This window comes from Candidatus Ichthyocystis hellenicum (assembly GCF_001460935.1).
Classification (GTDB): Bacteria; Pseudomonadota; Gammaproteobacteria; order Burkholderiales; family 2013Ark19i; genus Ichthyocystis; species Ichthyocystis hellenicum.
Genome location: NZ_LN906597.1, coordinates 574,328 through 600,384, shown reverse-complemented (window position 1 = coordinate 600,384; position 26,057 = coordinate 574,328). Strand labels below are relative to the sequence as shown.

Sequence of the window (26,057 nt, the reverse complement as noted above, 5' to 3'; positions counted from 1 at the left end):
TATCATGAAAAATCGTTCCTCTATTACTTTATATGTAGTTATTACTTTACTAGCGACACCTGTAAATGTTCGAGCTGGAATATTGTCTGATCAAATATGTTCTGCGTATAAAAATATATTTGATGCATCGTTCTACGGAATTGCTATCGCTGCTGGCCTTGGAGGACTATTACTCGCTATAGCTCTTGATGAAGGAGGAAACCAAATTAAGAGCAGAATCTTGAGAGTAAGTATTGCTGCTATTGCAATAGTAAATTTGGATAACATTGTAAGTGTTTTGACTGGGCAACGTTTTGTATGTTAGAGAGACTTAACTTAGTTTATAAGTTCATTGTAGATGACATAACTATATTTGGAGCTAGCAAGAAATCCTTCTTAGCCAATGTATCTGTTTGGATAACTCCAATTGTAGGATTAAGATTTCCATCTGCAATTATTTTTTTATTCATATCTCACATGCTAGCTGTATTTTTAACACGGCACGATCCCCAATTCTTCGAAATCATGTTAAAAACGAGGAAACATCGCAAACAATATATACCGTGGATAAAAAAGAATCTAATTATTAATAAACGACCGTATGGATTTGGGCGTAATACTCTATGCTAGAGTCAACTGGATCATCGGCAGAACTTCTTCCGTGGCTATTTTTGGCCAATAACAAAATAGTTGTAAATAAAGATGGTGGATTAATGGCATGCATCAAGATTAAAACTGCATGTTCAGACACCTTAACTATGGAGAAGAGAAACATTATTGCAACTTCTCACCAAAAAGCTATAGACACCTTCCGTGACACCAATATATCGATCTGGTGGAATTTTCATAAACACCTTGACAATGATTACCCTGAGCACAAATTTCCTGATGAGATTAGCGCATTCATTGACGACAATAGAAAAAATTTCTTTGCTCTTAACCCTCATTACAAAATTGATCACTACTGCTCAATTATTTTGCACCCTAACATAGGCATAAATAAGTTTTTACATCTATTTCAATTTTTTTACAAAAAAAAAGAGCTATCACTAGCAACTTCTTTAACGAAATCCATCTTTTGCTATTTTGGGGAAAATTCCCTTTTCCCCTATCTAGAACAAGAAATGTATGATGAGATAGCTCATTTTGAGTGTCTAATTGACAAATTTATATCATGCCTTCATGATTTTCAGATTCAACGCTTAACTAATGACAATGGTTCATTAGGAGAATTTCTGTATTCATCAGCCAATCCTTGTCACCACAAAAGAACAGTAGCAATACCTACAGAAAATTGGATGATAGACAGTTTTATTACTGATAATAAGATATCAGTCAACGATAATCACCTTTTATTCGCAGGAAAAAATAATTCAGCAAAATACGCATCTGCAATTACAGTAAAAATAGCAACAAAAAATGGAGGACTAAAATTTACATCTCCCGAAACAGGAATAAATAATATCCTATCAATACCAACAGAAATGAATCTATCTTTCTGTTTTCGTATCCTATCTACTAAGCAATCGTCACAACACATACGCAACATGAAGCGTTGGTACAGCTATCAAATGTATTCTTGGAAAACATACTTGTCTGCAGCTTTATTGCAATCTAGTCTTGGAGAATCATCTTCGATCAGAAGCAAAAAACAACTTTTTGATCAATGTGATGATCTCCAGTACCAAATAGATTCATCTAATACCACTATGGGACATTGCAATACCACAATAATGATATATGAAAATGACATTCAATCATTATCTAAGAAAAAAAAGCTACTATTTGATTGGCTGAACAAAACCAATTTCATTTTTATCGAAGAAACAGACCATTGCCTTTCTTCATGGATGGCAACAAATCCCGGAATGAGCCACGGTTGCTGCAGGTGGAGCATTCTATCAAGCGCCAATGTGGCAGATAATCTGCCAATTACATATTATCAAGACGAATATTGCCAACCATCCCCATATTTATCAAAAATAACCAACAAGCATCCTATAAGCTTCCTATCTGGAGAGCATCAACAAAAAATACCATTCCAACCTTACGTTGGCAATAATGGACATTGCTTTATAGTTGGACCAACTGGTTCTGGAAAATCGTTATTCGCCAATTTCCAAATGAGTCAGTTTAGAAAGTACCAAGGAACAAAAATATTTGTTCTAGACTACGATAATTCATCCAAAGTTCCGATTCTACTCCAAGGCGGCATATATATCGATTTGAGTGATTCTAATAATGAAAAAATTAATCTCAATCCGTTTTCATTACTGCATGACAGAACATCATGGCCGTGGATAAGAGATTGGATTTTTCATCTAATAGGAGATTCAGACAATTCATTAAAAAACAACTATGCCCATGAAGTAGAACTAATTATAGAATCAATGTCTTGTCTAGATAAAATCAATTGGCACATAAAGACATTATACTTACATATTACTTCTGATCCTTTAAAAATTAGACTTCAAGAGTGGATAAATAAAGAATTTTACGGGAAATGGATTGGAACAGGAGTAGATATTTTTGATCTGTCTATGGGAAAAAATCCAATCATAGGCTTTGAAATGAAATCACTAATACATAGCTCACCAAATCTGTACCCAATAATAGAGTATATATTTTATCGCATAGAACGTCATCTTTCACAAAAAACACCCCTAGATCATGTAACTCCATCAATTGTTTATATTGCTGAGTGCTGGAATTTTTTATCTCATCCCCTACTAATGAATCGGATATCAACATGGCTCAAAACTTTTAGAAAATATTTATGTTCGGTATGGATGGATACACAATCAATTGAAGATTTATTTTTGTCGGGGATCTTTCCCAGCATAAGAGATAACATAGCTTCCCGAGTATTCTTTCCAAATCACAAAGCATCGTCTAATTCATTAAAAACCATATATATGAAAGAATTTGGGCTTAACGAAGAAGAGGTGGCTTATATAAATGATTCTCAACCACAAAAAGATCTACTTGTAATTCAAGGAAAGTCATCTTATCGCGCGTCTCTAGTTATTGATAAAGATTTAGCGGCTATTTTGTCTTCCGAGATAAAGCGGATCCAACATCTAGAGCTCTGCCGAGAAACAAACAAAGACAACTGGAAGGATTTATATCTATGCCATCACGATACATAATTATTACATTGCTATCCATTTTTACTTCTCATATTTTCAATGCCTATGCCATGCCAGGAGTTGAGGCAACAGAATACACACAAATACTAAATCATGAAGCCTTGTTAAGAGAAATTGAAAAAATCTCTTCCCTTGTTATAGAACAACAAAAAATGAAAAAAGTAGCAATTAATCAATATCTACTTGCCCAAGCTCAAGCATCAACTATCGACCCTAATCAAATTAAAAATTTAGTAAATAAATCTCTGTTAATAGACAAATTTCTAATTGAAATAAGCAATTTTGGCACCTATTTTAAGCGTTATGAAGATATGATCGCTAGGAGATCTAGAGAAATTTCTGCACTAAAAATAGATGAAAAAAAATACATAGAAGAAGAAATAAATTTATCAAATGAATTGGGAGGAATTTACAAAAGAACAATAGATGATGACATTGCCATAATAAAATTATTGGATAAAAAATCATCGTCATTAGCTGACAGTATCTCGGCAATAGAACGCATTAATGGACCAACACAAGGATTGCAAATTCTTAGTACTCAGCTAGAAAATCTAAATCACCACATTAGAAACTTAGAAAAAATACTTCTCTATCAAGATATAAACAAATCAACAATTAGTCATACCAAAAATCAACAAAAAGCATACATACAAACCATATTAAAGAACTCACTAGATATTCAGAAAAAACGCGATCAACGTGACCGTGACCTAAAGAAGCAAAACTTAACATCATCGTGGAATTATCTATCAATAAATAATTCCCTCTCTGAAAGAGATACTACATGAACGGCCAAATTATTCAGAACATTTGTGAAACAATTATGCATTCTAGCCAACAGCTCAATGGCGTTTTTTTAAATGAGGGCAAGGATCTAACATGGACACTATTCGGAATCACCATCGGCTACCAATTATGGGCTATGGTAATTGGAGATAATCAACAATTTTTGGTGGAAATGCTCAAAAATATTCTAATAGCGAGCATAATCTTCTTCATTTTAACAAATTGGGATTCATTTATAGCGCACTTCTTTTTTAATAATATTAATCTGCTAGCAAAAAAAATCAGCCCAACTGAACAGGACTCAACATTAAACATTTTTTTCGATTTACTTAACAGCATAAATGAGCGCTCTTTCCTTAGTGATATTGCTCTTACTCCAGAAAAAATAGTTGCGGCAACACTTGGCAATTTTGCTGCCGTTATACTAAAAACAGCAACAGAGCTGGCAATAATACTGACGATGGCGGCGTACGTAATAGTTCTCTACATGGGAGGAGTACTGTTATCAGTCAGCCTCATGCTAGGTCCCATTTTGTTTCCCTGGCTACTGATAAAACCTTGTCAGTTTATATTTCAAGGCTGGTTAAAATTCACCATTAGTGCATCCCTTTATCAAATAGTAGGATCATCCATGTCATACATATGTCGGGCCAGCATAAAACATTTAGATCAATTACATAAAACTCTAATCCCGGGGTATATATCACCAGATCAAACTATATTAATTTTAATAATGATTATATGCTTTATTTTTCTGACTCTTTTTTGGCAAATACCAGACATATGCCGAGGCATTATCAGCGGGGGGATGAATATATCATCTCATCATCTTAGACAACACCTTGACATTCGTAACATGTCTAAATATCCTGACTCACCACCGGAGGAAAGAACTATGTCCCTGAAGGAATCTCTTCGGTATAAAAAACGCTAATGCACTAATGTTTTTTTTGTGGAAAAATTTTATACGAAAATTTTCCAGAGCAGTTGACTTTCCTTACTTCCAAAAAACAGGTCTCTAAAATATTAAGTGCTTGATCAAACCAGCGCATATCCCAATGGCTGTTCTTAACCAAATGGTCGTGATAATCAAAGACGGCCAAACTTGCTTCAGGAGAAGCATATACTTTGTTCGTATCCACATCCTTTATTCCCTCCGGGGAAAAATCAACCGAGCTCAGATAGTAATTACGTCTACCCAAAACTGCCTGTAGTGGTAGGCCATCAAAATGCTCCATTCGAGAAACATACTCATCTTTAGCTATAACCAAGCTTGTATGCCGAATAAGCCAACTTTCCAGGTACAAGCGCAACTTATCATCTTTGCAAGTAGGAACATTTTTGAATACACTTTGCTCGCAGAAAATAGGGTGAGGACTAATAACCCAAGGATGCGGATTAAGGGTAGGCCCATGATGGCGTTCTACGTCCGCCAATAACTTGCGTCCACCACCATAATGGTCTGAAACTATAGCATCATCAAGCACTAGTGCATAAAAATTTGACCAGCGAGCAAACCACGTACCACTCCCACGAGAACATTTAAATGAGCTCATGATAGGCCGTAACAAAATATGCCACAAATCATACGCAGCAGGACGACAATCCTCATACCGACCCCTAGCAAACAAAACTGGCACAGAAGAGAAAAGCATCTGCCACTCGTCCAAGAAGTTCCTAGTCCAAGATTTCCATCCTAGATTAAGTTCTTTAGGTGCAACATAATCACCCATAAAAACAACCAAATCAGGCTTTTGGTGTTGTGCCAACATAACCAAATTACGTCGATCCTTAACCGACACATCAGCCCAGGAAGGAACTACCAATACACGATTAACCTCTTTTAACCTCCAATGGTAAGAACCCATAACAACATTTTCTGTCCCCCTTAGAGACAAGTAACAAAGCTTATGAGAGAAAAAAACTCTTCTAGCTACCATTGTGCGTTTATTATCATCTACTGTAGTAATAGGACATCGCTGCGTCTTATTCACTACAGCACGCAACTCCAACGGACGATCGGTGCCTGGAACCACCTCAATCCAAGCATATGAAAGTGACTCTGATTGGGCAAAGCTAGCAAAAAAACTAACAATCAATACAGCAATAAAACTTATTCTCATTTTTTTACCCTATAACCAAAAGATTGGGAAGTGATGAAACTATTTTCCGTTTTACTAACATTTGCCGTTGATAGTCAAACTCTTTCACATAGAAAGTAGCAATATATATTTTTATTATTAATTCAAGTGGCCCTATCGTCACAAAAAGGGTAAAAATATATAAACAAAAAACTTTTATATGAGATAATTCACCACTGTAGTAGGAACTTTAATAATCGAAGAGAGATTAGCTTTATGGCCAGCAGTAAACCTTCTGATATTGTTTCTCGTATTAAGAATGAAAATATCCGCTTCCTGGATTATAGATTTTCAGACATTTTTGGCCGCCATTGCCACCTAACAGTACCAGCCTCAACCATTTCTGAAGAGCAAATTTTTGAAGGACAAACCATAGACGGTTCTTCTTTCCCTGCCTGGAAAAGCATTCACATGTCAGATATGGTTTTGCTGCCTGATCTAGATACCGCTATGCTTGATCCCTTTTTCCAAGAGAAAACTCTTTTTTTCTTCTGTAACGTCGTGGACCCAGCTGATGGAAAAGGTTACGACAGGGATCCTAGAACTATCGCCCAACGTGCTGAAAATTATCTAAAATCATCTGGAATAGGTGACAGTGCCTTTTTTGGTCCTGAGCTCGAATTTTTCATTTTTGACAAAGTTTCATGGGGATGTGAACAAGCTGACTGTTTCTATAAAATAGAATCCTGTGAAGCTAATATTTCATCTGCCAATACCTGTAATACTGGCCACTACCCAAAATTAAAGGGTGGGTACATGGCACTACCTCCTACTGACAGTTTCCATGATTTCCGATCATGGGTCAGTTGCTTATTGGAAAGTGTTGGCGTCCCCGTTGAAATTCATCACCATGAAGTTGGATCTTTCGGGCAATGTGAAATCGGAACTAAATTTTCTACTTTGGTACAACGGTCTGATTGGGTACAACTGGTTAAGTATGTAATAAAAAATGCAGCATCTAGATTCAACAAAACGGTAACGTTCATGCCCAAACCAATAATAGGAGATAATGGATCCGGAATGCACTGTCACCAGTCTATCTGGAAAAATGGCAAAAATATATTCGCTGGAAATGACAAAATTGGACTTTCACAGACGGCGCTTTTTTACATTGGTGGAATTTTGAAACATGCTCGTGCCCTCAATGCATTCACTAATCCTACAATAAACTCTTATCGAAGGCTGATAGCTGGGTATGAAGCGCCAGTAAGAATTACTTATTCGGCCAAAAACAGATCTGCCGCCATTCGCATACCGTATTCCTCCTCCGACTCATCTCGTCGAATTGAAGTACGGTTTCCCGATCCTTCTGCAAATCCGTATCTAGCTCAAGCTGCTCTTTTAATGGCTGGTTTAGACGGGATTATTAATCAGATCGATCCAGGAGAACCGGTGGACAAAAATCTTTACAACATAGCCAACAACAAAGACATACTGTCGATCCCTCAGTTCTCGGAATCGATTGACGAAGCATTAAAAGAACTGGATTTAGATCGAGATTTTCTTGTTGCCCCGGGTATATTAAGCCATGACTTCATTGATGCATACATAGGAACCAAATCGCTGGAGTCCCAACTTACTCGCTCGTACATACATCCTGCTGAGTTTGAATTGTACTATGATTGTTGAACAGTAATGAAAGATCGGCGTTGGACCCACACGCCAATGTGACCATAACATCAGTAGAGCCGTAGCTGTTCTTTGGGCACCATTCTTTGAGTGCTGCTAACGAGATGGCCCCTGCCGGCTCCAACACTATTCGGCAGTGCCGGTAAAAATCATCTATTGCTGCAACAACAGCCTCGTAACCTACCACCATAACATCATCTATTAGTTTGTTGCAGATCCGAAACGTCTCTTCTCCTACTTTCTCTGTTGCAATAGCAGAAGCAAAGGAACTCAATGGCTTATGAACAATTACCTTTCCTGCTCGCAAAGAAAGTCTCATCCCATCACACCCATCATACTGTACACCAATAATTTTTGTTTTCGGCATCATTCTCCTCATATAGAGAGCCACAGAAGAAATCAGCGCACCACCACCTATAGGTACAAAAATAGCTTTTATTTGTTGATAATTAAGTTGAGAAACAATTTCCCTAGCCATAGTAGCATGACCAACAATAATATCAGGATCATCATAAGGATGAACAAGAACAGCACCAATTTGTGCGGCTAAATCCTCAGCAAAACGACAGGATTGCTGACAATTTTCACCAGATATAATAACCTCCTTACACAACTTAGAAGCAGTATCTATTTTAATTCGTGGTGTCTGCTGAGGCATAACCACCACCACTTCATATCCTAAGGTTTGTGCACAATACGAAACACTCACTGCATGATTACCGGTAGAAGGAGCAACCAAAACCCCACCTAATTTACACTTAAGCAATTGTGACAGCTTATAACTTACCCCTCTAATCTTAAATGAATGTACTGGTTGGAGATCTTCTCGTTTTGAAAAAACACGACACCCCAATCTATTGCTAATAGCAGAAAGATAGTCAATAGGAGTACTAAGTGCAAAACGAGAAACATCAGCTGCCAAAATATGTTGAAAGTACAAATCAAAATCCATAAATCACATCCCTACAAGCAAAGAAACAAAAGCCGCTGCATTATGTGCTACAATTTCTCCGGACGGAGACGTGTCCGAGCGGCCGAAGGGGCTACACTGGAAATGTAGTAAACGGCTTAAACCGTTTCGTGGGTTCGAATCCCACCGTCTCCGCCAAAAAAGGGGGAGACTTTACCTATTTATGTGTGCTATAATGCTGATTTGGCGAATTAGCTCAGGCGGTTAGAGCGACGGAATCATAATCCGCAGGTCCGGGGTTCGAGTCCCTGATTCGCCACCATAATTTTCAGTACCTGTAGAATCCTCTTCCTGATTTCTTGCCAATAAATCCCGCCTCTACCATTTCCCTCAACAGCGGACATGGTCTGTACTTTGAGTCACAGAATTGTTCGTAAAATTGCTCACAGACCATCAAACATACGTCCAGCCCTATCATATCAGCTAAGGCTAATGGTCCTATGGGGTGATTACATCCGAGCTTCATTGCTTCATCAATATCCTCAACACTAGCAACTCCTTCGGAGTACGCAAAAAATGCCTCATTAAGCATAACCAACAATATGCGGTTAACTGCAAAACCTGGCTTATTGGCGACACAAATTGGAGTCTTGCCAAGCTCTTTGGTAAAAGACAAAGCTCTCTCAAAAGTACTATCGCTAGTTTGTAGAGCACGAATTACTTCAACTAACTTCATGACAGGAACGGGATTAAAGAAATGCAAACCAATAACATTCTCTGGAGATGAAGAAAAACTAGCCAAACGAGACAAAGAAATAGAGGAAGTATTAGAAGCAAATAAAACATCGGGGTAATTATCACTGACGCGTTGAATAAGATCAGCCTTTAAAGAAACTTCCTCCGGAATAGCTTCAATAACTAGAGACAAGGAATCAATACCATCGGCAGAAATTTCCCAGCTTATGCGTGACAGTGCATCCACTTTATCAGAAGAGGAAATCAAACCCTTCTTGATTAACCGATCAAGACTGTTTTCTACTGAAACCCTCGACCTATCTAATGAAGACGTATCCAAATCAACGACAACGACGGAAAAACCAGCAGCGGCAACAACCTGAGCAATGCCACTACCCATCGTTCCCGAACCAAACACAGCAACTTTCATAGACCTATCCATGCAACTCCCACTCATCAACCCAATCTGGAGTAGTTACTGAAATTGCGTTAAAACCACCATTCAAATTATATACATTTTCGTAACCGGCACCCAAAGCAGCTTCTGCCGCACACATAGAACGAACACCACTACGGCACATAAATATAATATTTTGCGATTTAGACGGAACTAAACTAGCAAGCTCATTGATGAAATTAACGTTTTCTTCCCCACGAACAGCCCAAACAATGTTAACACTACCTTTTGGCGTGCCTGATAGCAGCAACTCACCATCAGTTCTCACATCTACCAAAATAAATTTTCTTTCATTTTGGACATTTAGCACCCAATAAGCTTCTTTTGCATCAAGAAAAGGAACACCCGCTTCAGATTGATGTTTCTCCCGCAACCCATCTAAAATTGACCAATCCACAAGCCCCCCTAACTTATCATTATCAAAAATCATAGATATACTGAGCGCTAAAAGCCCATGCATGAGCATCAAAACTACCCTTCAGTATTCCAAATGAAATACGATCTACATCAGCTGCAATCTTTGCAGAACTAATAGATGTCACATACAACATACTCACCGATAAATTGCTCGCAGGAGAAACAGAGTAAGTAGCACCACAAGCCAAACCTAAACGATCAGTATCAGGCAATCGTGGCAACAAATAGCGTTCGTCTCTAGACGAAAAGCCCTGCTCTAGAAATAACCCGCTCCTGAGAGTCACGTTATCAGAATATAGATATTGCCCCCCAACATGAACTCCCCATGTCGTGCGGGCGTCCAAAAAAACAGACCTCACATCACCTATGGAATCACTAAGAACCAAGTACTTTGTCTTTGACCATCCTTGTCGACGAATATCAAGAGAAATATCAAAACGATCGTTAATTTTATGAAAGGCACTGATATCCAATAGGTTTGGTAAATCTATGTGAGCTTTACCAGAACGACTCTTCAAACTAGCTGGTCCATCAGCTGGAGACAACCCCTGAAATATGGCAAAATTGGGATCGAAATCTGTGATCCCAATCACACCATTTACCTGCAATGAATAACCCTGTCTATAACTCAAACCAAAACGCCAACTATCCACAGGCTGGTACATAACCCCAGCATTCCAGCCTGTACTAAAGACACTACCTGAGAAACTAGATTTGGCATTACCTCTTCCTGTGCAAACCAGATCTACGTAGGTCTGAAGACGTTTGTACTGAGAAGGCAACGCTGAGGTACATAGAGAAGATAAGGTACGACCCACTTGCTTGCTTAAAGATTGAGCAATAGCTTCAGATAAATTTATCTGCTGCTCTAAATCAGGCTGAAAGTACAGGACATTGAATCCCAAAGCAAAAGACAAGTGAGGATTAACTCGCAAAGACAAAAACGGATTAAACAAAAACGACTTAACATCAGAAAGAGTAGCATAGTACCTACCGACCCAACGATCACCATAATCCGTCGACAAACCAAATGGAACTCCTAGAAAAATCCCACCTACCATATCCTTCGATAAGGGAAAACTCACAGAGATGTTGGGAATAAAAGCAGAAGAAGAAGATTCAGCACCTTCAGATTCAGTAGGTAGAGGAGAAATTGGAGGAAACCCAGGCTGCTTAGAACCATCGTTTTTAAACAATAAGTTTAACCGAATATAATGTCCGCCTATTGCTATCTCTTTTTGCTTAGATTTGGGAAGAAAAGACGCTGCGGCTGGATTAAAAAAAACGACCCCCACATCGGGAACAGCAGCAACACCGGCAATTGCCATACCTTCCAAAGTAGAAGTATTCTCGTATAAGGAAAATCCTGATGCATACCCGTACCGCTCAGCATAAACAAAACAAATCAACAAAAGAAAAACAGCAGAAGCAAACCTCTTAATATAAATCATACAAAACACACCCTAAAATTTATCTTGATAATCTACTTAACACTACGTCTCTTCGAATCAAACATCGGTCCTCCCAAAAATGGTGCAAAACCAGCCCCAAAAATCATACCAGCATCAGCAAGATCTTCATCTTCGACAACACCCTCTTCAACACAACGCTTAGTCCAGTCATAAATAGGCTTCATAATACGATCTACTGTAGCCTCATCGATCGGGGAAAAATTTTTAGATTTAACTGGACTCAACTTGTGATCATACGAGTAGTACCCTGCCCTAGATTTTCTCCCTAACTTTTTCTCTGAAACTAATCGATTCAATGTTTCAGGAACCTTAGCAGACATTCCCATAGATTTACCAGAATCAAGGCAAACATCTAATCCTACATAATCAGCTAACTCAACCGGCCCCATAGGCATACCAAAACGTCTTGCTCCATCATCAACAGCTTCAGGCAACAAATTATCTGTCTCTATCAGTATCAACGCTCCCAAAATATAGGGCCCTAAAACACGATTCACTAAAAATCCAGGAACACTCTTAACTGCTAAAGGAAGCTTGTCGATTTGCCGCACAAAGCATAACAGTCTCTCTATAACACTATCTTCAGTTTGCTCTCCTCTAACAATCTCTACCAGGGGCATCATAGGAACAGGATTAAAAAAGTGCAATCCCGCAATACGTTTAGAAGAAGACAGCGACTTTGCCAAACTTTCTATAGTTATGCTTGAGGTATTAGTTACCAAAAGCGCGTCAGAACGAGCACGCAGCTCAATCTCGCTAAAAATTTTTCTTTTAACTTCAATATCCTCAACAACAGCTTCAAAAATAATATCAGCCCTAGAAATGCCATATCCATGAACATCAGGCACCAACAGATCAATTGCTTTCTGTACTAAAATGGGATCTTTCAATTTTTTGTTATACCAAACATAGGCTCTCTTTAAAGCTGAGCCGATATTTTGCGTAGACAAATCCTGAAGAGTAACTCTAATGCCCTTCGAGGCACACCAGGCCGCAACATCCCCTCCCATGATACCAGCACCAATAACATGTATATGAGTTACAGGAGAAACAAGATCACTTTTGCCAAAAGACTTCAATCTTTCTTGCAAAGAAAAAACACGAAACAAACTAACTGCAGTTGTAGATCGAAGAAAATTTGAAATTGAGGAAGAATCATTTTCTGGAATCAGCAGAGGATTACCCCAAAATCTCTTCCAGACATCTAAAATTAAATATGGCGTCGGATAATGCTCAAACATAACCTTAGCACGCAACTGCCTACGCGCTAAACTCAACGTTATCAACCTTAAAGGCGTATTAGTCAAAAGTTTATCAACAAAACCCAAAGCTTTTTTCTTCGGTGCTAACTTAGGATCGGCACTAAAACAAGAATTAGCAGCTATGTCCAATACACGCAACGGAACTGAAAGATCAACCAAACCCATCTTACTAGCCGCCTTAGCCGTCACAGTACGCCCAGATAGAATTAAATCAAAAGCTTTCACAGCACCAATTAACTGAGGAAGGCGCATAACCCCTCCCCAAAGAGGAAAGATTCCCAATTTCACCTCTGGCAGAGCAAATTTGGTCGCCAAAGAATTCGATGCTACACGAAAATTACAAGCTAGCGCCAATTCCAACCCGCCACCCAAACAAAACCCATGTATTTTAGCAACTGTAATTTCTGGCCAATCAGCTATGCGCATCAGCACATTCCAACCTTCTACAATAAAATCTTTTACTTCTTCGAGCCTAGTAATTGACAACATTTCGTGAACATCAGCACCAACGCTAAAATTAGAAGCCCCAGAGGAAAATATTATCCCCCTATGATCTATCTTAGAAAGAGTATCTAAAGCATCATTTAATGTTCTAATAACATGACGCGACAAAGCATTAACTGTACTGTCAGGAACACACAAAACAAGATTCGCCACTCCGTTTCGATCGAGTGAAAGCTTCCACGGACCAAAAATATGCTGATCATGATCTAACATCATACTTTCTCCAGTAACACAGATCCACCCATACCACCACCAATACAAATAGATGCAACCCCATAACGCACATCCAAACGATGCATAACATTAGCTAAATGCAACGTTATACGTGCTCCAGAAGCTCCAACAGGATGCCCAAGAGAAATTGAACCGCCATCGATATTTAGTCTATCCTCTGGAATAGTGCCCAAAGCACCTTCCCACAATCGTTCATTTGAGCAAAAATCACTGTCTTTGGCAGCTTCCAGACAAGCAATAACTTGAGCAGCAAAGGCTTCATTTATCTCCCACGCACCAATATCACTTAAAGAAAGACGATATTTTCTAAGAAGATTAGCTATAGAATACAGAGGCCCCAAACCCATCAATGATGGATCCAAAGCAGACCATTCAATGCCAACAATTCTTGCCAAAGGAGACAAAGAAAATTTTTCAACAGATTCCTCTGATGCAATAAGAACAAAAGCAGCACCATCAGTAACCTGGGAACTGTTAGCTGCCGTCACCTGCCCATACTTTCTATCGAATACTGGCTTAAGCTTGGCTAGCTTCTCAACGGATGAGTCAGAACGAATACCATCGTCTCGCTCGTACACTATCCCTTCTTGGTCAAAAATTGGAGTAATTTCTGATGCGAAAAATCCAGTTTCTTGTGCAGAAAAAGCTCTGAGATTGGAACGAACGGAGTACTCATCCATCTGTTGACGACTAATACCAAACTTATGGGCTAAATTTTCAGCTGTTTGCCCCATCATCTCACCAGTAGTAGGTTCTGTTAAACCTTCCATTAGGGCAATTATTGGCTTTAAAAAAGATAAACGAAACTTAGAGAGCAAAACCAAATAATTCTTTAAAGTCTTAGCCAATGCAAGCCGAGAAAATAACAATGTCATATCACGGTTAAAAATAAGAGGAGCCCTAGATAATGCATCTGTTCCTCCTGCCAAAACAATATCGCTACGCCCGAGCAAAACATTAGAAAAAGCTGAATCGATTGACTGCAATCCAGAAGCGCAATTACGCATAACTGTCCACCCAGGAACTTTGTAACCACACCCCAAGCGCAAAGCTATATATCTACCTATATTGGGCTCAGTTGGGGCAGGAATAGCACAGCCAACTATCACTTCAGACAGTTGAGAAGAAAGAAAAGGCTGCTTCATCAGCAAAGAACGCCCAGAAAACACAGCTAAATCAGACGCTGAAAAAGGTCCAGGAACATTCCTTGACTTCAGAAAAGGTGTTCGTAAACCATCAACAAGATAAACAGGAACATGAGACATAAACTTATCAATACTCCTTTTTGATTAAATTTCAAGGTCTTTAGAAAAATCATCCACTTTTATCACATCATCATATAAATCCAAGTACCCCAAATAAAATTCATACTCCTCATCCTTAATCAAACCCTTACCAAGGGCATGACGAGCCCCCTGCCTAGCATCAATCCACGGATCTAAGGCAATTTTACGGATTTTTTTGCTAATCTCATTTGCACGATCAGCCATCCGAAAGGCCTTGTTTAATCGAGCCAAGGGATTTAATGGATCTTTGGATAAGAACATGTTTTCCAAGTAAGAATCTCTAATAACAGAGGGTGAGGTAACTATATTAGATAACTTGATGCTCAACTCGTCCGTAGGACTTTTAAAAATAGGCCCCCAAGGAAAAACTAGCCTTTTTAAAATTTTGGAAAAAATCTTCAAAGGAAAGTTATCAAAAAACTCGTAGAATGCCCTTTGCATCTCTACAAACAGATAATTTAGCGACCAAGCCACAACAGCTTCATCTTCATCACGAAAATTAGAAAAATCATAGCGCTTAATAACAGCAGAAATCATAAAGAGGTAACTTAAAATATCACCTAATCGGGCAGAAAGTCCTTCCTTCCGTTTTAATTTTCCACCAACTATCAACATTGAGAAATCAGAAACCATGGCAAAAGCAGCACTAAAACGAAGGAAATGACGTATATATGGCCTCCATTTTTTAGGAGAATTCATGCCGCAGATACAAACAAGACGTGAAGAAGTGATTCCGTGCCAAAAAGAAACTATCGTATTGCGTATGATAAAAGCTATGTGCCCAAACAGTGCCTTATCAAATTCTTTTATAGCTTTCTTATCAGTTGAAGCAACTGCCAACATTTCTCGCAAAACAAAAGGATGACAACGTATAGCACCTTGACCAAAAATAATTAGGCAGCGTGTCAAAATATTAGCCCCCTCCACCGTCATAGCAACAGGAGTCTGCGAATACGCCCTAGCAATATAGTTGTTAGGTCCTGAACAAATAGCCTTGCCCGCCTGAATATCCATAGCATCTGATAAAACCTTCCGCTGCATTTCAGTAATATGGTACTTGCAAATTGCAGAAATAACAGACGGCTTTTCTCCCAAATTAAGAGCTATAGCATTCAAACGCCACATTGACTCCATGATGTAGACAAAAGCTGTCATTCTAGCTATTGGAAGCTGTACCCCTTCAAAAAAGCATATTGGAGAAGAAAACTGCCTACGAACAAAAGCATATGCAGTAGTAGAAAATAAACCTAATTTTGATGAACCCAAAGCGGTATTGGGCAAAGACACTCCCCTACCTTCAGACAAAGATTCCATTAACATCTTCCATCCTTGTCCAACCATATCAACACCCCCAATAACAAAGCTCAGGGGAATAAACAAATCTTTAGCCGAATTAGGACCATTTTGAAAAACTGCATCAACAGGATAGTGCCTACGTCCAATCTCTATGCCAGGAAGATCAGACGGAATTATGGCACATGTAATACCTATATCTTCCTTGTCTCCTATCAAATGGTCAGGATCGTATAATTTAAATGCTAACCCTAGCAAAGTACAAATAGGTCCCATGGTGATATAACGCTTATTCCAGGTTAGCCTCATGCCGATTATCTCTTCACCTTCCCACTCACCTCGGCAAACGATTCCATAATCAGGGATTGAAGATGCATCTGAACCGGCCTCTGGAGATGTCAAAGCGAAGGCCGGAACTTCTATCCCTTGCGCCAAACGAGATAGGTATTTATTTCTTTGCTCTTCTGTCCCATAATTAATCAACAACTCCGCTGGTCCCAAAGAATTGGGAACCATGACGTGTATCACTGCTGCACAACAGTGAGAAGATATCTTTTGCAGAATAACACCATGCGCATAGGGAGAAAACCCCTTGCCTCCAAACTCCTTTGGAATAGCAATTCCAAGAAACCCTCTCTCACGTATAAATGACCACACGTGTGCAGGCAAATCTCGATGTTTAAAAGTATCCCATTCGGTAAAAAGAGAGCATAACTCCTCGACATCCTCATCAAGAAAATTTTTCTCCTCTTGCGTTAAAGTCGGTTCCTTAAAAGAAGATAAAAGTTTGAGGCTTGGTTTACCAGAAAAAATTTGTGCATCCCACCATATAGTTCCCGCCTCGATAGCATCCTTTTCAGTAGCGGAAATAGGCGGCATAACCCGCTTAAAAATATTAAAAATTCGGTTCGTTATAAATGAACGACGCAAAGGTGAAAATGACAGCAAAAACCAAATAGAAAAGTAGGAACCAACAAAAAAACTTAATTGAGTTCCTGTAAAGTTCAATAAATACGCAAGGTAGGAAACCGCTGATCCAAATACAAGAAAAGCAAGCGAAGATCCAGGAAACAACGCCGACAACAAAAAAAACCCGAGCAAGAAAAACACGGTTAATAATTCTAACGCCATACCAGATCTCCATGAAAAGAAACGAGAAAAGCACGAGCTAAAATATACTCTCTTTTAAGGTCAATAGGTTGGTTATACACAAGCAAAAAATGACGATAATTTAACTCTTACAACAAGTAGCAAATTCGTAAGTTAAAAAAAAGGGGCCACACGGCCCCCATAAAGTATATCAAAAGTCTCGCAGCAACCTACTTTCGCTACAGTTAAGTAACTATCATCGGCGCGTCGGCATTTCACGGTCCTGTTCGGGATGGGAAGGGTAAAAAAAAGGGGCCACACGGCCCCCATAAAGTATATCAAAAGTCTCGCAGCAACCTACTTTCGCTACAGTTAAGTAACTATCATCGGCGCGTCGGCATTTCACGGTCCTGTTCGGGATGGGAAGGGGTGGTTCCACCGAGCTATGGCCACGAGACTATAAAAATCAAAAAGAGATCAAAAAAGAGAAGTAGATTCACACAGAGCTAGACACTAATTCTATAGGATCAAGTCTCACGGGCAATTAGTACTGGTTAGCTCAACGCATTACTGCGCTTACACACCCAGCCTATCAACGTCTTAGTCTAAAACGACCCTTCAGAGGGTTTCTCTCCCTGGGATGTCTAATCTTGAGGCAGGCTTCCCGCTTAGATGCTTTCAGCGGTTATCCCTTCCGTACTTAGCTACCCGGCTATGCATCTGGCGATACAACCGGCGCACCAGCGGTACGTCCACTCCGGTCCTCTCGTACTAGGAGCAGCTCCTCTCAAACTTCCTTCGCCTACGGCAGATAGGGACCAAACTGTCTCACGACGTTTTAAACCCAGCTCACGTACCACTTTAAATGGCGAACAGCCATACCCTTGGGACCTGCTTCAGCCCCAGGATGTGATGAGCCGACATCGAGGTGCCAAACTCCGCCGTCGATATGAACTCTTGGGCGGAATTAGCCTGTTATCCCCAGAGTACCTTTTATCCGTTGAGCGATGGCCCTTCCATTCAGTACCACCGGATCACTAGGACCTGCTTTCGCATCTGCTCGACATGTACGTCTCGCAGTTAAGCACGCTTCCGCCCTTGCACTTTAGGCACGATTTCCGACCGTGCCAAGCGTACCTTCGCACTCCTCCGTTACCCTTTAGGAGGAGACCGCCCCAGTCAAACTGCCCACCATGCACTGTCCCCAGCCACGTCTCGTGACCTAGGTTAGAACCTCAAACACATCAGAGTGGTATTTCAACGTCGGCTCCAGAATCACTAGCGTGATCCCTTCTTCGCCTCCCACCTATCCTACACAGATCTGATCAAAGCCCAGTACAAAGCTACAGTAAAGGTTCATGGGGTCTTTCCGTCTAGCCGCAGGTAGATTGCATCTTCACAACCATTTCAATTTCGCTGAGTCTCAGAAGGAGACAGTGCGGCCATCGTTACGCCATTCGTGCAGGTCGGAACTTACCCGACAAGGAATTTCGCTACCTTAGGACCGTTATAGTTACGGCCGCCGTTTACCGGGGCTTCAATCAGAAGCTCTCACCTCCTCATTTAACCTTCCGGCACCGGGCAGGCGTCACACCCTATACTTCCACTTTCGTGTTTGCAGAGTGCTATGTTTTTATTAAACAGTCGCAGCCACCTGGTTTTTTCAACCTCTTACGGCTCCAGTTGTTCAACCTTCACCTTATTGAGGTACACCTTCTCCCGAAGTTACGGTGTCATTTTGCCTAGTTCCTTCTCCTGAGTTCTCTCAAGCGCCTTAGAATTCTCTTCCCACCCACCTGTGTCGGTTTGCGGTACGGTCGAAATTAACCTACGTTTAGTGGCTTTTCCTGGAAGCATAGCATCAACCACTTCACTACCTCTCAGTAGCTCGTATTCACATCTCAGCACCTCCGGCCGGTTTTCCCTGACCAGTTAGCCTTCTTGCTTAAACCGGGACTTCCAACACCCGGATGGCCTAGCTTTCTCCGTCCCCACTTCACAGTTAACTCCGGTACGGGAATATTAACCCGTTTCCCATCGACTACGCTTCTCAGCCTCGCCTTAGGGACCGACTCACCCTGCGTCGATTAACGTTGCGCAGGAAACCTTGGGTTTTCGGCGAGGAGGCTTCTCACCCCCTTTATCGCTACTCATGTCAGCATTCGCACTTCTGATACCTCCAGCATGCCTCTCGACACACCTTCTTCAGCCTACAGAACGCTCCCCTACCGCGTGTAAAATCTCTCTTACACACCCGCAGCTTCGGTGTACGGTTTGAGCCCCCTTACATCTTCCGCGCAGGACGACTCGACCAGTGAGCTATTACGCTTTCTTCAAAGGATGGCTGCTTCTAAGCCAACCTCCTGGCTGTCTTCGCCTTCCCACTTCGTTTCACACTTAACCTTACTTTGGGACCTTAGCTGGCGGTCTGGGTTGTTTCCCTCTTGTCCTAGAACGTTAGCACCCTAGGACTGTCTCCTGTAATCAAATTACCTGTATTCGGAGTTTGCTATGGCGAAGTAAGTCGCAATGACCCCCACAACCATTACAGTGCTCTACCCCAGGTAATCACTTTACAAGGCACTACCTCAATAGTTTTCGGGGAGAACCAGCTATCTCCGGATTTGTTTGGCCTTTCACCCCTATCCACAACTCATCCCCTACTTTTGCAACAGTAGTGGGTTCGGGCCTCCAGTTGGTTTTACCCAACCTTCACCCTGGTCATGCATAGATCATCCGGTTTCGGGTCTACATCTACAGACTATTCGCTCTATTAAAACTCGCTTTCGCTTCGCCTCCCCTATTCGGTTAAGCTTGCCAGTAAATGTAACTCGCTGACCCATTATACAAAAGGTACGCAGTCACCTTGCGGCTCCCACTGTTATGTATGCACGCCGTTTCAGATTCTATTTCACTCCCCTCCCGGGGTTCTTTTCACCTTTCCCTCACGGTACTTGTCCTCTATCGGTCGATCACTAGTATTTAGCCTTGGAGGATGGTCCCCCCTTCTTCAGACAGGGTTCCTCGTGCCCCGCCCTACTTTTCGTACGCTTAGTCCCACTCAATCGCTTCCGTATACGGGACTTTCACCCTGTTCCGTCTACCTTCCCAGATAGTTCTACTCTCGATCGCGCTAACTCGTACAGGCTCCTCCCCTTTCGCTCGCCACTACTAAGGGAATCTCGGTTGATTTCTTTTCCTCCGGGTACTTAGATGTTTCAGTTCCCCAGGTTCGCTCCTTATGCCTATTTTATTCAGCATACGGTGACGCACTCTTCGCACGCCGGGTTCCCCCATTCGGACATCCCTGACTTTAACGCTCGTTGACAGCTTGTCAGGGCTTTTCGCAGCCTTCCACGTCCTTCTTCGCCTGTGATCGCCAAGGCATCCACCTCGTGCACTTATTCCTCTTGATCCTATAGCTTTAGTATCTCTCTGTGCTTTGCTTTTTTTCCTCTTTGTTTTTTTAATTATCCTTGCTTTTCTACCTACTTCTCTTCCTCTTTTTTACAGATCTCTTTACTCCACTTGCTTCAAAAAAATCATCACCACAACCGTACCAGAAAACCACAAAACCTCGTATACCGCTGAAGCGAGGAAAAACATGTGGTGGGTCTAGTTGGACTTGAACCAACGACCCCACGCTTATCAAGCGTGTGCTCTGACCAGCTGAGCTATAGACCCTAAAATCATCCTCAACACCATCAGATACAGTCAAAGATAGACAACTTATAGTTGTGAACGGAGTAAAGGGTGTTTTCTCTAGAAAGGAGGTGATCCAGCCGCACCTTCCGATACGGCTACCTTGTTACGACTTCACCCCAGTCATGAAACTCACCGTGGCAAACGCCCTCCTCGCGGTTAGGCTACCTGCTTCTGGTTAATCCCACTCCCATGGTGTGACGGGCGGTGTGTACAAGACCCGGGAACGTATTCACCGCGGCATTCTGATCCACGATTACTAGCGATTCCGACTTCATGCAGTCGAGTTGCAGACTGCAATCCGGACTACGATCGGCTTTCTGGGATTGGCTCCCCCTCGCGGGTTGGCTACCCTCTGTACCGACCATTGTATGACGTGTGAAGCCCTACCCATAAGGGCCATGATGACTTGACGTCGTCCCCACCTTCCTCCGGTTTGTCACCGGCAGTCTCACCAGAGTGCCCTTTCGTAGCAAATGATGACAAGGGTTGCGCTCGTTGCGGGACTTAACCCAACATCTCACGACACGAGCTGACGACAGCCATGCAGCACCTGTGTTGCGGTTCCCTTTCAGGCACCGTGAAATCTCTCTCACGTTCCGCACATGTCAAGGGTAGGTAAGGTTCTTCGCGTTGCATCGAATTAATCCACATCATCCACCGCTTGTGCGGGTCCCCGTCAATTCCTTTGAGTTTTAATCTTGCGATCGTACTCCCCAGGCGGTCGACTTCTCGCGTTAGCTGCGTTACTGAGAAACTACTTCCCCAACAACTAGTCGACATCGTTTAGGGCGTGGACTACCAGGGTATCTAATCCTGTTTGCTACCCACGCTTTCGTACATGAGCGTCAGTGATGGCCCAGGAGGCTGCCTTCGCCATCGATGTTCCTCCACATCTCTACGCATTTCACTGCTACACGTGGAATTCCACCTCCCTCTGCCCCACTCTAGATACGTAGTTTCAAGTGCTGTCCCCAAGTTGAGCCCGGGAATTTCACACCTGACTTACCTATCCGCCTGCGCACTCTTTACGCCCAATAATTCCGATTAACGCTCGCACCCTACGTGTTACCGCGGCTGCTGGCACGTAGTTTGCCGGTGCTTCTTCTGCGGGTACCGTCATCAATATGCGATATTCACGCATACCTTTTCTTCCCCGCTGAAAGGGCTTTACAACCCTAAGGCCTTCTTCACCCACGCGGTATTGCTGGATCAGGCTTCCGCCCATTGTCCAAAATTCCCCACTGCTGCCTCCCGTAGGAGTCTGGGCCGTCTCTCATTCCCAGTGTGGCTGATCATCCTCTCAGACCAGCTACCGATCGTCGCCTTGGTAGGCCTTTACCCCACCAACTAGCTAATCGGTCATCGGCCGCTCCTATCGCGCAAGGTCTTTTACGATCCCCTGCTTTCCTCTCTCGAGCTTACGCGGTATTAGCCTAACTTTCGCTAGGTTATCCCCCTCGACTGGGTACGTTCCGATGTATTACTCACCCGTCCGCCACTCGCCACCATCCTAGTTGCCTAGAACGTGCTGCCGTTCGACTTGCATGTGTAAAGCATACCGCCAGCGTTCAATCTGAGCCAGGATCAAACTCTTTACTTTATTTCTTTAATTTCTTCCTTTGTGCTTTCGCACTTCCCTCTACCCGCTCACAACTATCTGCTGTCTACCTGTTTTTTAAAGAACACCGCCAGCGTTCAATCTGAGCCAGGATCAAACTCTTTACTTTATTTCTTTAATTTCTTCCTTTGTGCTTTCGCACTTCCCTCTACCCGCTCACAACTATCTGCTGTCTACCTGTTTTTTAAAGAACCCTTAAACCGTCTCAAACATCCCCCCTCAGAAAGAAGAGATAAAACAACAACTGAGGGTCGAGATTGTTCTAGAAAATTGACTTTCTGTCAAACAAATTTGGTAAAAAAAACAAATATACTTAAATCAACCTGTATTTGCCGTAAAATAAAAAATATAAAATGGCAGTGCATACTGAGGTATACTGCTTTCTCGTTCCTTAGCCCTGTCAACTTCGACTATGAAAACATTTCAATCAGTCATCTTGAGTTTGCAAAGATACTGGACAAATTACGGTTGCTCATTACTACAGCCTTTGGATGCCGCAGTTGGCGCAGGTACGTTCCACTACGGAACATTCTTAAGATCGTTAGGCCCTGAGCCTTGGTCTGCTTGCTACGTACAACCATCCAGAAGACCTGCAGACGGACGTTATGCGGAAAATCCGAACCGCTTGCAGCGTTACTATCAATTCCAAACTGTTATCAAACCAGCCCCCAAAGATCTTCAGGAAGTTTACCTCGCTAGCCTATCAGAACTAGGACTAGATGAACGTAATCACGATATTAGATTTGTAGAAGATAACTGGCACTCTCCAACACTAGGCGCATGGGGCTTAGGGTGGGAGGTATGGTTAGACGGAATGGAAATCTCTCAGATAACATATTTCCAAGAAATTGCGGGGATAAAATGTCAATCTATTTTGGCAGAAATCACATATGGCCTAGAACGGCTCTCTATGTACCTGCAAAAAATAGATAACGTATTTGATCTGATTTGGAACGAGAACCAAAATAATCAATCTTTAACGTACGGAGATATTTGGCGTGAAAATGAAATTCAACAATCAAGTTATAATTTCGAAGATGCCAACCCGGATGCACTGTTGCAACTTTTTGAGCTATTTGAAAAAGAATCCTACCGATTAGTAGAAAAAGAATTACCAATACCTAGCTATGATATGGCTATACAATGCTCTCATATATTCAACGTACTAGATGCAAGTAAAGCAATATCCGATACAGAACGAGTTGCTTTCATCAAGCGCATTCGTAGCATGTCTCACCAAATTGCCCTTCTGTATCTAAAACAAAGGGAAGAGCAAAATTTCCCGTTACTGCATAAACATACAGGGACATAAATATGAGTGGCTTACAACAAACCCTCCTTATAGAGATTGGCACAGAAGAGATACCGGCCAAAGATGTAACCATTATTCGCAAATACATTGCCGAAAAAATTACTGAGGAACTAGAAAAAAACGGATTTATAAGTCCTAATACCTACTGCTACACAACTCCTCGCCGGATTGCTTTTATAGCACAGCAAATACCATATTATTCCAACAAACAATCTCCTGTAACCAAGATCATGCCCAGTGATATCGCTTACACAGCAGAAGGAAAACCTACAGAAGCTCTGATAAAAAAATTACAGCGTATGGATCCCAAACCTGTGCTAGAAGACCTATCTTCTATAACTATTGAAAACGAGAGACTGTGGGTTGTTTGGAAAAAACCATCAACTAATATTGACCTAGAAATGATCATAGAAAAAATTATTTTTGGCTCTCTGCATAAAATACCATCACTAAAAGAAATGAAGTGGTTAACTGATCAATCACTGCCTTTCGTTCGCCCAATAAGAACTTTGCTAATTATGCATGGAGAAAAAACCATACCTGCCCAAATAGCAGAGGTGAAATCTGCTAATACAGTCCGAGGGCATCGTGTTCTTTGCGCAAAAAATATATCTATAAAAAGCGCCGACACCTACGAAAAACAGATGAAAGAAGAAGGGTTTGTTGTAGTTAGAAATGAGGAACGTATAGAAAAAATCTCTCAGCAGATTATGGAAATAGCCAAAATAGAGAATGTGCACAATCCCATTGAGGATAGTGTAAACAAAGAATTAATACATGAAGTAAGCAACATGGTTGAATATCCAAAGAGTTATTGCGGAACATTTCCGACTCAATTTCTGCAACTTCCGCCAGAGTGTCTTGAATTGACAATGAGGCTAAATCAAAAATATGTAATACTCAAAGACAACGATAAGAAAATCATCAACAAATTTATTATGGTGTCCAACAACGCACCACAAGACCCAAAGTGTATTATTCAAGGAAATGAAAGAGTACTCAAAGCTAGACTGGCAGATGCAGAATTTTTCTGGAATCAAGATCTAAAGCACTCCCTGGATGAATACGCACAGAAATTGCCGTATGTAATTTACCACACTAAACTTGGTACCCAACAAGACAGAACCAATCGCATCCTTGATATCGCAAAAAAAATGGCTCAATTGGGAAAACTATCAGAAGAGGAGCACCTACATTTACAGGAATCATGTAGATTATCTAAAGTGGACCTGCTTACGTTAATGGTTCAAGAATTTCCAGAACTACAGGGAATCATGGGTAGCTACTACGCTAAGCATGAAAACAAGCCACAGGAAATAGTAAAAGCACTATATCATCAATATGATTACTCGTTTGACGAAAGTGATATTGGCAACCCCGCAATATACCTAAACATAAGCGAAAAACTAGAGTCTCTTGTCGGTTTTTTCTCGATCGACGAAATTCCTACGGGAGAGAAGGACCCTTTCGCACTCCGAAGAAAAGCACTGGGAATTGTAAGAGCGTACATTAAATACAAGTCCCTTCCAACACTGTCAAAAGCAATATCTATTGCACAAGAAGTGCATAATATATCTACAGAAAAATCAGAATTGTACGAAAAACTGTCCTATTTTATTATGGAACGAGCAAAAAATTATGCTGTCCACGTATTGCATTACGACAAAAAATTAACTTCCTGTGTTCTCAAAAACATAGATGACATACCATACATCAAAATTCGGCATGAAGAACTGCAAAGCTGGATAAATGATGGCTCGATGTCTGGAATCATAGAAGTAAGGAAAAGAATTGAGAACATAACAAAAAATAGTAATGCCTTAACCTGTTGCAACACTGCCCTTATGACTAGAAAAGAAGAAATGGAGCTTTGGGAAAAAATTAATAGATTTGATTCATCACATGACTGTGTGTCACAGTTAAATAAATTGGCATGCTGCGTGGAGATATTATTTGAGCGTGTTATGATTAATGACAGCAATATCTCCATAAGAAACAATAGAATAGCACTGTTAAATCAGGCTAAGAGGATTTTTGATTGCAAATACCCACTAGCTGAACTGTAGGAATAGAGAA

17 protein-coding genes, 3 tRNA genes and 3 rRNA genes are annotated in these 26,057 nt (G+C 41.2%); 10 read left to right on the top strand and 13 right to left on the bottom strand.

What is annotated here, in order from left to right; translation table 11 throughout:
* Positions 1–4 precede the first annotated feature (4 nt).
* From Arg41_RS02855 to Arg41_RS02835, 5 genes are read left to right on the top strand one after another with little or no spacing between them, the layout of a single operon-like run.
* Positions 5–304: a hypothetical protein gene (locus Arg41_RS02855; protein WP_092342852.1), complete on the top strand. Its 300-nt coding sequence runs from the start codon at positions 5–7 to the stop codon at positions 302–304.
* On the top strand, positions 298–609 hold the full coding sequence (locus Arg41_RS08500) for a VirB3 family type IV secretion system protein (protein WP_092342851.1): 312 nt from the start codon (positions 298–300) through the stop codon (positions 607–609). The genes Arg41_RS02855 and Arg41_RS08500 overlap by 7 nt, the downstream gene beginning before the upstream one ends.
* Positions 603–3,128: a VirB4 family type IV secretion system protein gene (locus Arg41_RS02845; protein ID WP_092342850.1), complete on the top strand. Its 2,526-nt coding sequence runs from the start codon at positions 603–605 to the stop codon at positions 3,126–3,128. The genes Arg41_RS08500 and Arg41_RS02845 overlap by 7 nt, the downstream gene beginning before the upstream one ends.
* Complete coding sequence (locus Arg41_RS02840) at positions 3,110–3,919, top strand: hypothetical protein (protein WP_092342849.1); 810 nt, start codon at positions 3,110–3,112, stop codon at positions 3,917–3,919. Before Arg41_RS02845 ends, Arg41_RS02840 begins: the two co-directional genes overlap by 19 nt.
* Positions 3,916–4,851, top strand: coding sequence for a type IV secretion system protein (locus Arg41_RS02835; RefSeq protein ID WP_092342848.1), 936 nt, complete (start codon positions 3,916–3,918; stop codon positions 4,849–4,851). The genes Arg41_RS02840 and Arg41_RS02835 overlap by 4 nt, the downstream gene beginning before the upstream one ends.
* A gap of 4 nt (positions 4,852–4,855) precedes the next feature.
* Here Arg41_RS02835 and Arg41_RS02830 read toward each other — a convergent pair whose 3' ends face one another.
* Positions 4,856–6,040, bottom strand: coding sequence for a hypothetical protein (locus Arg41_RS02830; RefSeq protein WP_092490458.1), 1,185 nt, complete (start codon positions 6,038–6,040; stop codon positions 4,856–4,858).
* Positions 6,041–6,274: 234 nt separating this feature from the next.
* Here Arg41_RS02830 and glnA point away from each other — a divergent pair, with 234 nt between their 5' ends.
* Positions 6,275–7,687 carry a type I glutamate--ammonia ligase gene (glnA, locus tag Arg41_RS02825; protein ID WP_092342846.1) on the top strand — a complete coding sequence of 471 codons (1,413 nt, stop codon included), beginning with the start codon at positions 6,275–6,277 and terminating at the stop codon, positions 7,685–7,687.
* On the opposite strand, the gene Arg41_RS02820 is transcribed toward glnA, so the two are convergent.
* Positions 7,635–8,639 carry a threonine ammonia-lyase gene (locus Arg41_RS02820; protein WP_092342845.1) on the bottom strand — a complete coding sequence of 335 codons (1,005 nt, stop codon included), beginning with the start codon at positions 8,637–8,639 and terminating at the stop codon, positions 7,635–7,637. The genes glnA and Arg41_RS02820 overlap by 53 nt on opposite strands.
* Before the next feature lie 64 nt (positions 8,640–8,703).
* On the opposite strand from Arg41_RS02820, the gene Arg41_RS02815 reads away from it, so the two are divergent.
* Together Arg41_RS02815 and Arg41_RS02810 are read left to right on the top strand one after the other, a co-directional pair.
* Positions 8,704–8,795, top strand: a tRNA-Ser gene (locus Arg41_RS02815).
* Between the two features lie 47 nt (positions 8,796–8,842).
* Positions 8,843–8,919: transfer RNA gene (locus Arg41_RS02810), tRNA-Met, on the top strand.
* 6 nt (positions 8,920–8,925) lie between these two features.
* Here the strand turns inward: Arg41_RS02810 and Arg41_RS02805 are convergent.
* The 11 genes from Arg41_RS02805 to Arg41_RS02760 all read right to left on the bottom strand — a co-directional run bounded on the left by Arg41_RS02805 (position 8,926) and on the right by Arg41_RS02760 (position 22,651).
* On the bottom strand, positions 8,926–9,774 hold the full coding sequence (locus Arg41_RS02805) for a 3-hydroxyacyl-CoA dehydrogenase NAD-binding domain-containing protein (protein WP_242641380.1): 849 nt from the start codon (positions 9,772–9,774) through the stop codon (positions 8,926–8,928).
* Positions 9,767–10,219 carry a rhodanese-like domain-containing protein gene (locus Arg41_RS02800; RefSeq protein ID WP_242641379.1) on the bottom strand — a complete coding sequence of 151 codons (453 nt, stop codon included), beginning with the start codon at positions 10,217–10,219 and terminating at the stop codon, positions 9,767–9,769. Before Arg41_RS02800 ends, Arg41_RS02805 begins: the two co-directional genes overlap by 8 nt.
* On the bottom strand, positions 10,209–11,657 hold the full coding sequence (locus tag Arg41_RS02795) for an OmpP1/FadL family transporter (RefSeq protein WP_092342843.1): 1,449 nt from the start codon (positions 11,655–11,657) through the stop codon (positions 10,209–10,211). Before Arg41_RS02795 ends, Arg41_RS02800 begins: the two co-directional genes overlap by 11 nt.
* A 32-nt stretch (positions 11,658–11,689) precedes the next feature.
* Positions 11,690–13,660 (bottom strand): 3-hydroxyacyl-CoA dehydrogenase NAD-binding domain-containing protein, encoded by a 1,971-nt coding sequence (locus tag Arg41_RS02790; protein ID WP_092490456.1) that lies wholly within the window; start codon positions 13,658–13,660, stop codon positions 11,690–11,692.
* Positions 13,657–14,943, bottom strand: coding sequence for an acetyl-CoA C-acetyltransferase (locus Arg41_RS02785; RefSeq protein WP_092342841.1), 1,287 nt, complete (start codon positions 14,941–14,943; stop codon positions 13,657–13,659). Before Arg41_RS02785 ends, Arg41_RS02790 begins: the two co-directional genes overlap by 4 nt.
* A gap of 24 nt (positions 14,944–14,967) precedes the next feature.
* The gene (locus Arg41_RS02780; protein ID WP_092490455.1) at positions 14,968–17,388 is read right to left on the bottom strand and encodes an acyl-CoA dehydrogenase; all 2,421 of its coding nucleotides are present in this window, start codon (positions 17,386–17,388) and stop codon (positions 14,968–14,970) included.
* Between the two features lie 302 nt (positions 17,389–17,690).
* Positions 17,691–17,803 (bottom strand): 5S ribosomal RNA (gene rrf, locus Arg41_RS02775).
* Between the two features lie 66 nt (positions 17,804–17,869).
* Positions 17,870–20,762: ribosomal RNA gene (locus Arg41_RS02770) — 23S ribosomal RNA — on the bottom strand.
* A gap of 68 nt (positions 20,763–20,830) precedes the next feature.
* On the bottom strand, positions 20,831–20,989 hold the full coding sequence (locus Arg41_RS07870) for a hypothetical protein (RefSeq protein ID WP_157722243.1): 159 nt from the start codon (positions 20,987–20,989) through the stop codon (positions 20,831–20,833).
* Positions 20,954–21,030: transfer RNA gene (locus Arg41_RS02765), tRNA-Ile, on the bottom strand. Before Arg41_RS02765 ends, Arg41_RS07870 begins: the two co-directional genes overlap by 36 nt.
* 82 nt (positions 21,031–21,112) lie before the next feature.
* Positions 21,113–22,651, bottom strand: a 16S ribosomal RNA gene (locus Arg41_RS02760).
* The 16S, 23S and 5S rRNA genes sit together here with 1 tRNA gene alongside, the layout of an rRNA operon.
* A gap of 430 nt (positions 22,652–23,081) precedes the next feature.
* Here Arg41_RS02760 and glyQ point away from each other — a divergent pair.
* Entirely contained in the window at positions 23,082–23,981 is a 900-nt protein-coding gene (gene glyQ / locus Arg41_RS02755) for a glycine--tRNA ligase subunit alpha (RefSeq protein WP_092342343.1), read from the top strand.
* Between the two features lie 2 nt (positions 23,982–23,983).
* Positions 23,984–26,047: a glycine--tRNA ligase subunit beta gene (glyS, locus tag Arg41_RS02750; RefSeq protein WP_092342341.1), complete on the top strand. Its 2,064-nt coding sequence runs from the start codon at positions 23,984–23,986 to the stop codon at positions 26,045–26,047.
* The last annotated feature ends 10 nt before the right edge of the window (positions 26,048–26,057 follow it).